The following is a 14832-nucleotide window of genomic DNA, read 5'->3' as shown; positions in this document are numbered from 1 at the left end:
CAAGGCCCGGGACTCAGGTTCCCGACGGCCCGAGCGCCCGGGACGCCGGCCTGACGATCGTCGCGCCGCCGGCGCGGATCTCGAACACCGCGAGGGTCCGCTCGCTGGTGCCCTCCGGGCGGAACCGGAAAGTGCCGTCGATCCCGGCGAAGCCCGACGGATTGGTCAGCGTCGTGTCGGCGAAGCGCTGCGACCCGTATTGCCGGTTGAGCGCGGCGGCCAGCGACACCGCGTCGTAGGCCAGCGTCGCGACGCGGACCGGATCGGTGCCGAACCTGGCCCGGTACCGCTGGCCGAAGCCGGTGAAGCCCGCCGGATCGGCGGCGGCGAACCAGCCGCCCTGGAAGGCCGGCAGGGCGAAGACCCGCGGGTCGTTCCAGACCGCGGTGCCGACCGGCTTGACCCGGGCCGGGTTGAAGCCGGCGCGGGCGAGGGCGGCGCCGGCGGCGGAAAGGCCCTCGGGCGTGTCGGGCAGGAACAGCGCGTCGGCCTGCGGCGCGGCGCCCGTGACGAACGGCGCGATGCGCGCCACGGCGGCGGCCGGGTTGCCGGCGGGATAGCGCTCGATCGCCACCACGCGGGCGCCGCGGCGGGCCGCCGCCTCGCGGAACTGCGCCTCGACGACGCTGCCGTAGGTCGTCTCCGGGATCAGCGCGACGAAGGAGCGCCGCCCCGCCGCCGTGGTCTCGTCGATGACGCGGTCGACCTCCGGCTGCGGCAGGAAGCTCAGCAGGTAGACACCCCGGGCCGCCACGCCGGCATCGGTCGAGAACGCGATGACCGGCTTGCCGGCGGGCCGGGCCGTGGCGGCGGCGGATTGCACCGTGGCGGCGAAGAGCGGGCCGATGACGAGCTCCGCCCCCTCCGCCAGCGCGGCGGCCGCGGCCTCCCGGGCACCGTCCGGCGTGCCGCGGTCGTCCTTCACCAGGAGCTTCAGGTCGGGGCTCTGCGATTCGTCGAGGGCCAGGATGGCGGCGTTGCGCAAGCCCGCCCCGACCGCGGCCCCGGGACCGGAGAGTGGCAGGATCAGCGCGACCTTCACGCTGCCGGTGCCGAGCGTCGTCCCGTCGCCGGACGGCGCGGCCGGCGCCTCGACCGGCACGGTGCGGGAGGCGACGACCGGGCTCTCGATCCCGCCGCAGGCACCGAGCGCCAGCAATCCCGCGAGCGGCCAGGTGCGCCGCACGAGACGCCCGAAAGTGTCGAGGCCGATGCCCCCCATCGCCCGCTCCCCCGCTCCGGCCGGGCCCGCACCGCGAATCGGCGGCGGCAACCGACCAGCAACATCCATGCCCGGTGCATAAAGTCTGCCGACGAAAAGTAAACGACCGCTGCCGGGCAGAGCGCGATGGCGCGAGGGCAGGGTGCCGTGGCAGTGTCCCGGGCGATGACCCAGCGCAGCGACGATCCCCGCCGCCGCTCCCCGGACCGGTCCGCGACCGGCCGGGGCCCGGCGGTCTACACCGCCTTCGGCCTCGCGGCCGAGGCCGAGCCCCTGTCCCCCGGCCTGCACGTGGTGGCGACGCCGATCGGCAACCTGAAGGACGTGACCTTCCGGGCGCTCTCGACGCTGGCCGCCGCCGACGCGGTCCTGGCCGAGGACACGCGGGTCACCCGCACGCTGCTCGCCCATTACGGCATCACCACGCCGCTCGTCGCCTATCACGAGCATTCGGGGGAGGGGGTGCGCGAGCGGATGATCGCCCGCATGAAGGGCGGCGAGGCCCTGGCCCTCGTGTCGGATGCCGGCACCCCGCTGGTCTCGGATCCCGGCTTCAAGCTGGTCCAGGCGGCGATCGAGGCGGGGCTGGCGATCACGCCGATCCCCGGGCCCTCGGCCGCCATCACGGCGCTGGTCGCCGCCGGCCTGCCGACCGACCGGTTCTTCTTCGAGGGGTTCCTGCCGCAGAAGTCCGGAGCGCGGCGCAACCGCCTCGCGACCCTCGGCGCCGTCCCCGGCACGCTGGTGCTGTTCGAGGCGCCCCACCGCCTGCCCGAGATGCTCGCCGACGCCGCCGAGGTGCTGGGCGGGACCCGGCCGGCCGCGGTGGCGCGCGAGCTGACCAAGCTGTTCGAGACCGTGCGCCGCGGCGACCTCGCGGGGCTGGCCGCCGAGTACGCCGCCTCCGGCCCGCCCAAGGGCGAGGTGGTGGTGGTGATCGGCACCGCCCCCGACGACGCGCCGGGCCCGGAAGCCGACGCCGACCTCGATGCCCGGATCGCGGCGGCGCTCGCCCGCCACTCGATCAAGGACGCGGCGAGCCTCGTCGCCGACGAGACCGGGCTGAAGCGGCGCGAGGTCTATGCCCGCGCCCTGGTTCTGGCCCGTCGCGCCGACGATGCCGGCGACGCCTGACGCGGCGCGCCGGCGCCGGCTGACCTTCGCGCGCGGGCGCCGGGCCGAGCTCCTGGCGGCCGTCGCCCTGCTGCTCAAGGGCTACCGGCCGCTCGCCTGGCGCTTCTCCGCCGCGGGCGGCGAGATCGACCTGATCCTGCGCCGCGGCCGCGTGGTCGCCTTCGTCGAGGTCAAGGCCCGGCCGACCCTGGACGAGGCGCTCGTCGCCATCGACGCCCGCAAGCGCCGGCTGTTCTCCCGCGCCGCGCGGGCCTGGATCGCCCGCGCGCCCTGGAGCGCCGGCCTCACCCTGCGGGCCGATGCGGTGTTCGTGACGCCGGGCCGCTGGCCGCGCCACGTCGTCTCGGCCTTCGAGCTGGAGATGGATGGGTAAGGCGGGATTCCGCGGTTCCGTTCATCTTGCGTGCAGCGCAGCATGCCTAAGCTTGCGGGCAAGACCGGAACGCGAGAGGGGTTTTGCGAGATGCGCAGCGGGTTCGGATGCGAGTCCTGCGGCTCGCCGGCGGTCCGCCTGCCGGCCGACCTGAACGACGACGCCATGATCGAGTGCGACGGCTGCGGCTGCACGCTGATGGCCTGGGGCGCGTTCAAGCGCCGCGTCGAGGCTCAGGAGACGGCCGAGCGCCATGAACCGGCCGAGCGGCGCGCGATCCGGGCGAGGGCGCAGCCGGTCCGCTGAGGCGGCGTCGGCCCGGGGCCGGCCTCAGCGGGACCCGAGCCCCATGTCCGCTCGAGGCTTCGCAGGGGCGTGCGCGTCGCGGACGCGCCGCTCCTCGCCGCGGCAAGCCCCCTAATGATGCGCTGCGGTGCAGCGCCCGGGCGCGGGACGTCCGTCAGCCCGCCGCCGCCGCGATCGCGGCGATCAGGGTGCGCTTGAGATCCTGCTGGCTGAACGGCTTCTGGACCACCGGGCGGTCGCGGAACGGCTCGCGGATGCCGGCGCCGCCGTAGCCGGTCGAGAAGACCAGCGGCAGGCCGCGGCGCACGATCGCCTCGGCGACGGGGTAGATCGGCTCGCCGGCGACGTTGACGTCGAGGATCGCGACCACGAAGCTCTCGGTCTCGGCCATCTCGAGCGCCTTGCTCAGGCGCGCCGCCGGACCCACGACCTCGCAGCCGAAATCGAGCAGCATGTCCTCCAGCAGCATCGAGATCGCCGCTTCGTCCTCCACCACGAGGACGCGGGCACCGTTCAGGAGGTCTTCGCTTGTTTCCGTGCCCACGCCGGAGTTCTTTCCCTCAACGCCCCGAACCGGGGTTCGACCGACCCGTCCCTGCCGCTGCGGAAACCGCAAAGCCGTCAGGGGTTTCCATCGCCCGCAACCCATGCGAGTCCGCGCCGGCCACCAGTACCTGCGCCGGTGAGCCGTCGCCCGGAAAGCCAGACATGTCAAGCGCACCGACCTGGGACGCGATGCAGCGGCGGCGCTCCGCCCCCGCCCCCTTGAATCGGCGCTCCGTGATAGGGGGTGCGCTCGCCGGCCTCACGGTCGCGACCGGGGTGCGGGCCGACGATCCGACGGCCAAGCCGGTGGTCGTCGCCTCGAAGGTCGACGGGGAAGGCGCGCTCCTCGGCCACCTGATCGTGATGACCCTCCGGCGCCTCGGGGTGCCGGTCACGGCCCGGCTCCAGCTCGGGCCGACCCGCATCGTGCGCACCGCGCTCACCGCGGGCGAGATCGACGGCTACCCGGAATATACCGGCAACGCCGCCTTCTTCTCCGGCACCGAGGCCGATCCGGTCTGGCGCCGGGCGGACACGGCCTACGCGGCGGCGAAGGCGTTCGACGCCAGGAACGGCCTCACCTGGCTGAAAGCCGCCCCGGCCAACAACACCTGGCAGATCGCCGTGCAGGGAAGCCTGGCGCGCGCGGAGCGCCTCGCCACGATGGCGGATTTCGCCGGCGCCGTCCGCCGCGGCCTGATCGAGCTCGCGGCGTCCGCGGAATTCGTCGAGAGCCCCGCCGCCCTGCCGTCCTTCGAGCAGGCCTACGACTTCACGATGCCGCGGGAGCGGATCGTGATGCTGCCGGGCGGCGACACCGCGGTCACGCTGCGCGCCGCGGCCCAGGGCATCAGCGGGGTCAATGCCGGCATGGTCTACGGCACCGACGGGGCGATCGCCGCCCTCGACGTGGTGGTGATGAGCGACCCGGCCGGCGCGCAGATCGTCTACGAGCCGGCGCCCCTGTTCCGCGCCGCGGTGCTCGCGCGACACCCGCAGATCGCGCCGGCCCTCGACCGCCTGTTCGCCGGCCTCGACCTGCCGACCCTGCGGCGACTGAACGCCCGGATCGCCGTCGACGGCGACACGCCGGAGGCCGTCGCCCGCCGCTACCTCGCGTCGCTCCCGCAGGACGGCGCCGCGCCGGACACGCCTGCATCCGACGGCGCCGCGCCGGACAGGCCGGCCATGGAGGGATCCTCGCCGTGAAGGCTCACCTCCTCGCCCGGCCCGCCGCCTGGCTGCCGCCGGCGCTCGCCGCCCTCGCGGTCGCGGCGCTCGCCGGCCTGCCGTTCCTCGCCCTGGCGCCGAACCGCCTCGTGCCGGGCAGCCCCGTCGGCTGCGGCCTTCTCGGAGCCGCGGCGGGCGCCCTCGCGCTCCTGGCCTCCGGCCTGCTGGCCGGCCCGGCGAGACCCTGGCGCAGCTGGGCCGCGGTCGCGGCGGCGCTTGCCGCCTGGATCGCGCTCGTCGTGGGGGCCGGGCAGGGTGCCGCCGGCCTCCTCGCCGGGCAGCCGCCGGCCGCCCGCGCCGCCCTCGGCGCGGGAGCCTGGCTCGCCGGGCTCGCCCTGGCGGTCCTGCTCGCCGAGGCCGTCCGGGCGGTGCTGCCGCGCCGCGGCGGCCTCGTCGCCGCCCTGCTCCTCGTCGGCGTCACGATCCTGGCCGGGCGGGCCGGCCTCCTCGATGCCCTCTCGCTCGCGGTCGAGTATCGGGCGCGGGAGCAGGCCCTGGCGACCGCCTTCCTGCAGCATCTCGGCCTCGCCGGGGGGGCACTCGGGCTCGCCCTCGCGGTCTCGGGCCCGCTGGCGCTCCTGCACCTGCGCGACGGGCCGGCGGCGCGGTTCGCCGACGGGCTCCTCAACGGGATCCAGGTCGTGCCGGCGCTGGCGCTGTTCGCCGGCCTGGTGGCCGGCCTGTCGGGGCTGCTCGCCCTCGTGCCGGCCCTGCGCAGCCTCGGGCTCGCCGCCATCGGCCCGACCCCGGCGGTGATCGGCACCGCCGCCTATCTCGGCCTGCCGCTGGTGCGCGGCCTCGCCGCCGGCCTCGCGGCGGCGGATCCCGACGTGCTCGCCGCCGCCCGGGCCATGGGCCTCACGCCCCGCCAGATGCTGCTGCGGGTGCGCCTGCCGCTCGGGGCGCCGGTGCTGATCGGGGCCCTGCGGGTCGCGGCGGTGCAGAGCATCGGGCTCGCCACCCTCGGCGGCCTCGTCGGGGCCGGCGGGCTCGGTGCGGTGGTGTTCGAGGGCATGGCGCAGTTCGCCCAGGACCTGATCCTGCTCGGGGCGCTGCCGGTGATCGCCCTGGCGCTCGCGGTCGATGCCGGCCTCGCCCTCCTCGCCGGCCCCGGGACGGACGACGCGATACGGATCCAGGGAGAGACGGCATGACCCGCGCCCGCCGCGCCCTGGCGCCGCTCCTCCTCGGGATCGCTCTCGCGGCCCTGAGCCTGCCGGAGGTCGCCGGGTTCGTCATCCGCGCCTCAGGACTGCCGGCCGGCACGCCGGTGCCGGCCGGGCGCCTCGCCTGGCTCGCCCGGCAGCACCTCGCCCTGGCGCTGGCGGGATTCGCCCTCGCCGGCGGGGCCGGCCTCACGCTTGGCATCCTGGCGACCCGGGCGGCGGGCGCCTCCCTGCGCGCCTCCCTCGACACCCTGGCGGCGGCGGCGCAGGCCGCACCGCCGGTCGTGATCATCGCCCTCGCGCTGCCGGTGATCGGCTTCGGCGCCCCGCCGGTCCTGCTGGCGCTCGCCGCCTACGGGCTGATGCCGGTGATGCGCGGCACCGTCGGCGCGCTCGCCACCGTGCCGGACGACGTGCGCCGGGCCGCGACCGCGATGGGGCTCACCCCGGCCCAGATGCTGCTCCGGGTCGAGCTGCCGCTCGCCGCCGGGCCGATCCTCGAGGCCTTGCGGGTGGTGCTGGTCCTGGCGGTGGCGACCGCGGCGGTCGGGGCGCTCGCCGGCGCCCAGACCCTCGGCACGCCGATCGTCGTCGGCCTGCAGACCCAGAACACCCTGGCTCTGGTCCAGGGCGCGGCGGCCGCCGCGGCCCTCGCCTTCCTGGCCGATGCGGGCTGGCTCGCCGCGGTGGCGGGGTTGGACCGCGCCCTGCGGCGATAAGGCGGTCAGGCCGCCGCCAGACCCCGCTTGCGCAGGAGCGGCCCGGTGCTCGGCAGTCGGCCGCGGAACGCCGTGTAGGCGCTGCGCGCGTCCCGCAGGTTGCCGGCGCCGTACACGTAGGTGCGCAGGCGCTCGGCGGTGGCCGGATCGAAGATGTTCCCGGCTTCCCGGAAGGCGTCGAAGGCGTCGGCGTCCAGCACCTCGGACCAGAGATAGCTGTAATAGCCCGCCGCATACCCTTCGCCGGCGAAGATGTGCTGGAAGTGGGGGGTGCGGTGGCGCATCGCGATCTCGCCCGGCATGCCGATCCGGCGCAGCGACTCGGCCTCGAAGGCCAGCGGATCGATGCCGGATTCGGCCTCGCCCGAGAGGTGCAGGTCGAGATCGACGATGGCCGACGCCGTGTATTCCACCGTGGCGAAGCCCTGGTTGAAGGTGCGGGCGGCCAGCAGCCGGCGCAGCAGGTCCTCGGGCATCGGCTCGCCGGTGCGGTAGTGGCGGGCGTGCGACCGCAGCACCTCGGGCTGCTCCAGCCAGTGCTCGTAGAGCTGGGACGGCAGCTCGACGAAGTCGCCCGCCACCGCGGTGCCGGCGAGGATCGGGTAGGTCACGTTCGAGAGCAGCCCGTGCAGGGCGTGGCCGAATTCGTGGAACAGCGTCCGGGCATCGTCGAAGGACAGGAGCGCCGGCTCGTCATCGCCGCCCTTGGCGAAGTTCATCACGTTGACGATGATCGGCGTGACCTCGCCGGTCAGCCGCTCCTGCGAGCGGAAGCCGCTCATCCAAGCGCCGGAGCGCTTGCTCGCCCGCGCGAAGTAGTCGCCGAGGAACAGCCCGATCAGCCGCCCGTCGCGGTCGGCGACCTCCCAGGCCCGCACCTCGGGATGGTAGCGCGGCACGTCCGCGAGCTCGGTGAAGGAGAGGCCGAACAGGCGGTGCGCCGTGTCGAAGGCGGCCTGGATCATGCCTTCGAGGGGCAGGTACGGCTTGATCTCGCCCTCGTCGAGGGCGTGCTCGCGCCGGCGCAGGCGCTCGGCGTAGTGGCGCCAGTCCCACGGCGCGAGGGGCGCCGTCTGGCCGTCCTCGCGGGCGAGCGCCTGCAGCCGGTCGCGCTCGGCCTCGGCCCGCGCGCGGGCCGGCGCCCAGACCTCCTCCAGGAGCCCGACCGCGGCCTCGGCGCTGCCCGCCATGGTGTCGTCGAGGCGGAAGGCGGCGTAGCTCGGGTAGCCGAGCAGGCGGGCCCGCTCGGCGCGCAGGCGCAGGGTCTCGGTGACGATCGCCCGGTTGTCGGTGTCGCCGCCGTTCTCGCCCCGGCGGATCCAGGCGGCGTAGGCGCGCTCGCGCAAGGAACGGTTGGTCGAGAAGACCAGGAACGGCTCGATCAGCGAGCGCGACAGGGTGACGACGTGGCGGTCCTTGAGTCCGCGCTCCTCGGCGGCGCGGGCCGCGGAGGCGCGCAGGAACGGCGGCAGCCCGGCGAGCTCGTCCTCGCCGGACAGCTCCAGGGTGAAGGCGCTCTCGTCGGCGAGCAGGTTCTGGCTGAACTGGGTCCCGAGCTCGGCGAGCCGCGCCGCGATGGCGGCCATGCGCTCCTTGGCCTCGGCGTCGAGCTCGGCGCCGGCCCGGCGGAAGCGCAGGCGGTAGCGCTCGCGCACCCGCTTCTCCTCGTCCGACAGGCCGTCCTCGGCGATGGCCGAGACCCGCGCCCACAGGTCGGGGTTGAGGTAGATCGCGCTGCCGTGGCGGGCGAGCCGCGGCGCCACCGCCCGCTCGACGGCCTGCAGCTCGGGATTGGTGTGGCTGCCGGTCAGGTTGAAGAAGGTCGAGGAGACCCGCCGCAGGGCTTGGCCCGCGCGCTCCAGCGCCTCGATCGTGTTGGCGAAGGTCGGCGGCTCGGGGTTGCCGGCAATCGCCTCGATCTCGGCGACGTGCTGGGCCAGCGCCCGCTCGAAGGCCGGCTCGTAATGCGACGGCGCGATGCGCTCGAAGGGCGGCAGCCCGTGCGGCGTGGTCCAGGCCGGCTCGGAGAAAGGGTTGGGCTCGTGCTCCGCCGTGACGCCGCGCATGCTGGTCCTCTCGCTGGTGTGGCGGGCGACGATAGCCCTTGCGCGGACCAGCGCAAGCGAAGGCCGGTCGCAGGCCGCCGCACGGGGAACGGTCACGCTTTGCCGCCCGTTGTGGAGAGCCGTCCGAGACAGGATCCGGAGACGAACCAGGCGCGGGATGCCCCTCGGTCGGCGACGGTCGCGCGAGGGGAGTGAGGGCCATGCCGGATATGATCGCCGGGCGGATCCTGGCCGTGCTGATGGGCGCGACGCTCGTCACCGGCCAGGCCGCCGCGCAGGCACCCGCCGCCCCGCCGCCGCTGAGCCGTGTCCCGGCCGATCAGGTCCCCCTGCCGCCGCCACGACCCGAGGAGGCCAGGGAGCCGGCGGCGAAGGAGCCGGCAGCCAAGGAGACCACGAAGGAGACCGCGAAGGAGACGCCGCCCCCGGCCGTGCCGGAGCCGCCGCCCCTGCCGCCCGAACGTCCGGCCGACGTGCCCTCCGGCCCGGCGCCGACGCCCGCCGCACTCGTGCCCGACGACGCCGCCTGCCTGCGCCGCCTCGAGCGCCTCGGCGCCAAGGCCGAGCCGGTGGCGCCGCTCTCCGACGGGATGTGCGGGGCGGCGAGGCCCCTGCGGGTCACGGAATTGCCGGACGGCGTGGTGCTGGCGCCCGCCGCCACCCTGACCTGCACCGCCGCCGAGGCCCTGGCGCGCTGGAGCACCGAGGTGCGGGTGATCGGCGAGCGCACCCTCGGCAAGGCGCCCCGGACGTTCCAGATCGGCGGTTCCTACGAGTGCCGCGGCCAGAACCACGACCCGAGCGCCAAGCTCAGCGAGCACGCCTTCGCCAACGGCGTCGACGTGATGGGCTTCACGGTCGACGGACGGCCACCGATCGCCGTCGGGGCGACGAAGGAGGGCACGCCCGAGGCCGCCTTCGCGGCCGCCGTGCGGGCGCGCGCCTGCGCGTTCTTCCGCACCGTGCTCGGGCCGGGCTCCGACCCCGCCCACGCCAACCACCTCCACCTCGACGAGCGCGAGCGCCAGAGCGGCCACCGCCTGTGCCAGTGAGCGGGAACGGGACACCGCATCCGGCGCTTGAGGCTTTGCTCGATTCGGCGAACGGGAGACAGGCGGACATGCGGACGGTGGCACGGCTCGGCACGGCTCTGGTGATGATCGGGTTGTCGGGCGCCGCCGGCGCCGCCGAGACCTCCCTGACGCCGGAGGCGATCAACGGGGCGCAGTTCGGTGCGGGGGCGAGCGAAGGCAGCCAGGAGGCCGGCGGCAAACGTGCCGAGGACCGGAAGGCCGAGAAGGACACGAGGACATCCGGCAGGACGGACGAGAAGCGCCCCGACCCGCTGACGATCCGCACGCAGGTGCTGCTCGACCGGGCCGGCTTCTCGCCCGGCGCGATCGACGGGCGCGACGGCGACAACCTGCGCGGGGCGCTGGCCGGCTTCGCCAGGGCCAGGGGCCAGTCCTTCTCGGGAACGCTCGACGCGCCGCTCTGGCAGGCCCTGTCGGCGACGAGCCAGGACCCGGCGGTGACGCAGTACACGCTGACCGACCAGGACGTCGCCGGCCCCTACGTCGAGGAGATCCCGCCGAAGATGGAGGAGCAGGCCGACCTCAAGGCGCTGTCCTACACCTCGCCGGCCGAGATGCTGGCCGAGCGCTTCCACATGAGCAAGGCGCTGCTCGAGGCGCTCAATCCCGGCACGCCGCTGACCAAGGCCGGCACGGCGATCACGGTGGCGGCGGTGCCCGCGATGGAGACCGGGCGCATCCCCGCCAAGGAGCTGCCCGAGGCGCCGAAGGTCGGCCGCGTCGAGGTCGACAAGGAGGCGCACCAGGTCCGCGCCTACGGCGACGACGGGACGCTCCTGCATCTCTACCCGGCCTCGATCGGCAGCGAGGAGAAGCCGGCGCCGACCGGAATCCTGAAGGTCGAGGGCGTCGCCTTCGATCCGACCTACACCTACAACCCGAAATACGAGTTCAAGGGCGTCGAGGCGAAGCACAAGTTCACCATCAAGCCCGGCCCGAACAACCCGGTCGGCCTGGTCTGGATCGACCTCTCGGGCAATGACGGCTACGGCATCCACGGCACGCCCGAGCCGGAGAAGGTCGGCAAGACCGAGTCGCACGGCTGCATCCGGCTCACCAACTGGGATGCCCGCGACCTCGCCAAGCACATCGAGCGCGGGGCGAAGGTCGATTTCGGCAAGTAGGCAGGCGCGCGGCCAGGCCGCGTCGTTCTGTCGGCTTCGAGACGCATCAATCCGTGCGTCGTCCCGGGGCTCGCCGAAGGCGGAAACCCGGGATGGCGGGCAGGGTGGCGGAACCGTCGGGCTCCGCCCGGACCCTCAATTGCTGCGCAGCAGCGCTTCCAGCACCTTCGCGCCCGGTCGCCCGGTCTGCGGCATGCCCAGGCGCCGCTCGATGTCCTTGATCGCCTCGCGGGTCTTCGCTCCGACCCGGCCGTCCGGCTCGCCGACGTCGTAGCCGCGGGAGGCGAGCGCGCTCTGCAGGCTGCGGCGCTCGGCGCGCGACAGCGGCGGGTCGTCGGTCGGCCAGGCGGTCTGGACGCCGGCCTTGCCGCGCAGGCGATCCGACAGCACCGCGATGGCGAGCCCGTAGGATTCGGCGGCGTTGTAGGAGTAGATCGCGTCGAAGTTTTTCGTCACCAGGAAGGCCGGGCCGTTCGCGCCGGCCGGGGCCAGGATGCCGACCGGTCCCTCCGCCGAGAGCGGCCGCCCGTCGAGGCGGGTGACGCCGAGGGACGCCCAGTGCGCCGCCGGCTTCTTGTTCTTGCGCCCGGCCGCCGCGACGTTGAAGCCCGGCGGCAGCCGCACCTCGTAGCCCCAGGGCTGGCCGTTGTGCCACTTGGCGACGCGCAGGAAGTTGGCGGTCGAGCCGACCGCGTCCGGCACCGAATCGACCACGTCGCGCCGCCCGTCGCCGTCGAGGTCGACCGCGAGGCGGTGGTAGGTGGTCGGCATGAACTGGGTCTGGCCGAAGGCGCCGGCCCAGGAGCCGGTCAGGCGCTCGGGCGCGATGTCGCCCTTGGCGATGATCTTGAGGGTGGCGAGCAGCTCGGTCTTGAAGAACTCGCGCCGGCGGGTGCCGCCGCAGGCGAGCGTCGCCAGGGACTGCACCAGCGGCATCTTGCCGAGGTTCTTGCCGAAATTCGATTCGACGCCCCACACCGCCGCGATGGTGTAGCGGTCGACGCCGTAGCGCGCCTCGGCCTGGGCGAGGGCGCTCGCGTGCTGGCGCATGGCGGCGCGGCCGTCATCGACCCGCTCGTCGTCGACGAGGGCGGCCATGTAGTCCCAGATCGGCGTCTTGAACTCGGGCTGGGCCTGGGAGAGCTCGATCACCTTGTCGTCGAAGCTGATCCCGGCCGTGGCGGCCTGGAACGCGGCCGGCGACACGCCTTGGGCGGCGGCCTCCTGGCCGATGCCGGCGAGGCAGGAGCGGAAATCCGCCAGCGCCGCCTGCGGCAGGCCGAGGCCGGCGAGGCAGAGCAGGGTGGCGGCCTTGAGGGTCGCGCGCCGCGTCATGAGCAGGTGTCTCTCCCGTTTCTCCGATCCTGAGCCCCGAATGGGGCGTCATCAGGGTTAAGGAAGTCCTGATGGAATCGCAGACCGGCGGGGGCCTCGCCGCGGCGAAGGGCCCACCGGTCCCGGGGGATTAATCCTGCGGCGCCGACCGGCGTCAGGCCCAGGGCCGCTCGGCGAGCTTCCGCTCGTAGGCGTCGATCGACGGGGCCTTCTCGAGGGTCAGGCCGATATCGTCGAGGCCGTTGAGCAGGTTGTGCTTGCGGCCCGGGTCGATGTCGAAGTGCAGGGTGCCGCCGTCCGGCCCCTTGATGAGCTGGTTCTCGAGGTCGATCGTCAGCGTCGCGTTGGCGCCGCGATTCGCGTCGTCGAGCAGCTTCTCCAGATCCTCCGGCTTCACGGTGATCAGCAGGATGCCGTTCTTGGCGCTGTTGTTGAAGAAGATGTCGGCGAAGCTGGTCGAGATGATGCAGCGGATGCCGAAATCGGCGAGCGCCCAGGGGGCGTGCTCGCGCGACGAGCCGCAGCCGAAATTGTCGCCCGCCACCAGGATCTTGGCGTTGCGGTAGGCCGGCTGGTTGAGGACGAAGTCGGGATTCTCCGAGCCGTCGTCGCGGTAGCGCATCTCGGAGAACAGGCCCTTGCCGAGGCCGGTGCGCTTGATCGTCTTGAGGTACTGCTTGGGGATGATGCGGTCGGTGTCGACGTTGACGATCGGCAGCGGGGCCGCAACGCCTTCCAGCACGGTGAACTTTTCCATGGGCCTCAGGTCCCGCGCCGCGCGGGGGTGAGGCGTCGCGCGGCTGATCGCCGGTGGTTCTAGCAAGCGGCGGCGTCCATGCAAGCGGGCCGGCCGTCGCCGATGAGCGGACCTTCCCGCGCCCTCCGCCCGATCCGGAGCCCGTCCGGTTCTGTTGCGAGCCGCCGTGCACCGAAATCCAGCCTGCCGGCGATGCGGCATGCCGTTCCGTTCCGAGCGATGTCCAGCGTGTTATGGAAGTCGTTTGGCAACCCCTCAAGCTTCTCACGGCTTTATCGATGAGCATCCATCGACTCTACCGCGCGACATTCATTCATCCGGACGATACAACCTCATTTTCGATGCATTTCTCCCGATTTTATCAATTCTGTCATATCTAATGTATTTCACGGCTATAGAATGATTAAAAATACGTAAATTACGGCAATATTCAAATGTTACCAAATTGCATCATCTCAGACAAAGCGCCCGATGGCTTCACCCAACGTTCTGGACAAATCAAATTTTCCGAATGAATTTGTATCTGCTGCAGAAAATAAGGAGAGGTGCAGTGTGGGGAAGGATATCAAGAATTTTCCGACTTGCCGCTATGGCGTTCGTCATTGCCCCCACAGTGGCCGCGTGCGTATCCATCACGGATAGCGTCGATGGCCACTTGACCGAGATGAATATAAGTGCCGACAACTTTCGCAATCAGGCAATATTGCTGAATATTCTGCGAGCACGCCAGGGCGCCCCATTGTCATTCGTCAGCGTCGCGACCATTCAGGGGCAGTATAATAGCAGCGTAAACGCGGGGCTTCCCAGCTATTCGATCGGTCCATTGGCGGTTCAGTCCGGACGGCCGTTCGGGTTCTCAAACAGCACGCTCAGCGGGGGACTTCAGAGCCAGTCGATCCCGAATTTCAATAATTTGGTTGGCAAAGACTTCACGCAGGCTGCCACGACGGCGGTCTCGGCGTTGCAGTTGCTGCGATTTGCCCGCGACGGATTTCCGATCGATCTTCTTCTCTCGCTGACGACATCAAAAATTATTATCTACGCCAATAATAAATATTTTCACATCGACACGTTTCCGAGCAAGTTTGTCGATTGTCCCTATTTGCCAGGCATTGATATGACTCCTAACATCAGTGCTGCGGATTGTTTTCGCAGGATCCGGGAATCTGCGGAAGCTCTCAGGCTTGATTTTGAGGCAACCCGGTCCCTCAACCCAAACAAAGAAACAATTGCAGGTTTCAATATCGATAGCAAAGAAAGCAAGATCGACGCGAGCATAGATATAGATGCAAAAATTTGTTTCAATAACATAAAGCCGGAAATCATAGCATTATATGAGGGAACCGGTTTTCATGGAGTGCGTGACGCTCAATGCGGGCGAAATCAGGGAGAGTTCGACTATAAAGTTTACAAGAAGCGTCCAAAAAATCTCGCCCCTATACAGGCCGAATTTCGCTCCCTAGTCGGCATCTATCGATTTTTGGGCGGGATATATCGCAGGCCTGATCTCGCCGAGCGATACTTGCCGATCGACAACTTCGACCTAGAGCCACTGCTGGACATCAAAGAGAATACATCCGGTCCATGCTTCGTCGAAGTCGGGTATCAGGGTCAACGGTACTGCGTACCGGAACAGGGAGCGCGGAAAACGAAGGCGATTTTCGCCTTGCTGGATCAGATTCAGAACAATAGCACCGACATCAGCAAGCTGCCGCAGCCGTCTGTGGTGAACTTGAGCGGCCGGCTTCCGTAGGCGCAGT

Annotated in this window: 14 protein-coding genes; 9 read left to right on the top strand and 5 right to left on the bottom strand. The window is 71.6% G+C overall.

Annotated elements, in window-relative coordinates; translation table 11 throughout:
* Positions 1 to 13: 13 nt before the first annotated feature.
* On the bottom strand, positions 14 to 1222 hold the full coding sequence (locus A5481_RS20415) for a penicillin-binding protein activator (protein ID WP_197514216.1): 1209 nt from the start codon (positions 1220 to 1222) through the stop codon (positions 14 to 16).
* A 165-nt stretch (positions 1223 to 1387) separates the two neighbouring features.
* Between A5481_RS20415 and rsmI the strand changes: the two genes are divergently transcribed.
* The 3 genes from rsmI (at position 1388) to A5481_RS20400 (ending at position 3035) form a co-directional block, all read left to right on the top strand.
* Positions 1388 to 2356, top strand: a complete 969-nt coding sequence (gene rsmI / locus A5481_RS20410; protein ID WP_048435577.1) for a 16S rRNA (cytidine(1402)-2'-O)-methyltransferase — start codon at positions 1388 to 1390, stop codon at positions 2354 to 2356.
* Positions 2340 to 2729 (top strand): YraN family protein, encoded by a 390-nt coding sequence (locus A5481_RS20405; protein ID WP_082173292.1) that lies wholly within the window; start codon positions 2340 to 2342, stop codon positions 2727 to 2729. The genes rsmI and A5481_RS20405 overlap by 17 nt, the downstream gene beginning before the upstream one ends.
* 90 nt (positions 2730 to 2819) lie before the next feature.
* Positions 2820 to 3035: a hypothetical protein gene (locus A5481_RS20400; RefSeq protein WP_048435575.1), complete on the top strand. Its 216-nt coding sequence runs from the start codon at positions 2820 to 2822 to the stop codon at positions 3033 to 3035.
* Between the two features lie 154 nt (positions 3036 to 3189).
* On the opposite strand, the gene A5481_RS20395 is transcribed toward A5481_RS20400, so the two are convergent.
* Positions 3190 to 3504, bottom strand: a complete 315-nt coding sequence (locus A5481_RS20395; RefSeq protein WP_395413666.1) for a response regulator — start codon at positions 3502 to 3504, stop codon at positions 3190 to 3192.
* 239 nt (positions 3505 to 3743) lie between these two features.
* On the opposite strand from A5481_RS20395, the gene A5481_RS20390 reads away from it, so the two are divergent.
* From A5481_RS20390 to A5481_RS20380, 3 genes are read left to right on the top strand one after another with little or no spacing between them, the layout of a single operon-like run.
* The gene (locus A5481_RS20390; RefSeq protein WP_245239015.1) at positions 3744 to 4790 is read left to right on the top strand and encodes a glycine betaine ABC transporter substrate-binding protein; all 1047 of its coding nucleotides are present in this window, start codon (positions 3744 to 3746) and stop codon (positions 4788 to 4790) included.
* Positions 4787 to 5965 carry an ABC transporter permease gene (locus A5481_RS20385; RefSeq protein ID WP_048435573.1) on the top strand — a complete coding sequence of 393 codons (1179 nt, stop codon included), beginning with the start codon at positions 4787 to 4789 and terminating at the stop codon, positions 5963 to 5965. The genes A5481_RS20390 and A5481_RS20385 overlap by 4 nt, the downstream gene beginning before the upstream one ends.
* The gene (locus tag A5481_RS20380) at positions 5962 to 6696 is read left to right on the top strand and encodes an ABC transporter permease (RefSeq protein ID WP_048435572.1); all 735 of its coding nucleotides are present in this window, start codon (positions 5962 to 5964) and stop codon (positions 6694 to 6696) included. Before A5481_RS20385 ends, A5481_RS20380 begins: the two co-directional genes overlap by 4 nt.
* Positions 6697 to 6701: 5 nt before the next feature.
* On the opposite strand, the gene A5481_RS20375 is transcribed toward A5481_RS20380, so the two are convergent.
* Positions 6702 to 8762, bottom strand: coding sequence for a M3 family metallopeptidase (locus A5481_RS20375; RefSeq protein ID WP_048435571.1), 2061 nt, complete (start codon positions 8760 to 8762; stop codon positions 6702 to 6704).
* 239 nt (positions 8763 to 9001) lie between these two features.
* On the opposite strand from A5481_RS20375, the gene A5481_RS20370 reads away from it, so the two are divergent.
* Positions 9002 to 9814: an extensin-like domain-containing protein gene (locus A5481_RS20370; RefSeq protein WP_053082488.1), complete on the top strand. Its 813-nt coding sequence runs from the start codon at positions 9002 to 9004 to the stop codon at positions 9812 to 9814.
* A 68-nt stretch (positions 9815 to 9882) separates the two neighbouring features.
* Positions 9883 to 10980: a L,D-transpeptidase family protein gene (locus A5481_RS20365; RefSeq protein ID WP_048435570.1), complete on the top strand. Its 1098-nt coding sequence runs from the start codon at positions 9883 to 9885 to the stop codon at positions 10978 to 10980.
* Between the two features lie 135 nt (positions 10981 to 11115).
* Here A5481_RS20365 and A5481_RS20360 read toward each other — a convergent pair whose 3' ends face one another.
* Complete coding sequence (locus tag A5481_RS20360) at positions 11116 to 12315, bottom strand: lytic murein transglycosylase (protein ID WP_048435569.1); 1200 nt, start codon at positions 12313 to 12315, stop codon at positions 11116 to 11118.
* 154 nt (positions 12316 to 12469) lie between these two features.
* Positions 12470 to 13072 (bottom strand): 3-isopropylmalate dehydratase small subunit, encoded by a 603-nt coding sequence (gene leuD / locus A5481_RS20355; protein ID WP_048435568.1) that lies wholly within the window; start codon positions 13070 to 13072, stop codon positions 12470 to 12472.
* 589 nt (positions 13073 to 13661) lie between these two features.
* Here leuD and A5481_RS33755 point away from each other — a divergent pair.
* A complete protein-coding gene (locus tag A5481_RS33755) occupies positions 13662 to 14825 on the top strand; it encodes a hypothetical protein (RefSeq protein ID WP_156311969.1) in 1164 nt (387 codons plus the stop codon).
* Positions 14826 to 14832 lie beyond the last annotated feature (7 nt).

It is taken from the genome of Methylobacterium platani (assembly GCF_001653715.1).
Classification (GTDB): Bacteria; Pseudomonadota; Alphaproteobacteria; order Rhizobiales; family Beijerinckiaceae; genus Methylobacterium; species Methylobacterium platani.
This window is presented reverse-complemented; position numbering and strand designations above follow the sequence as displayed.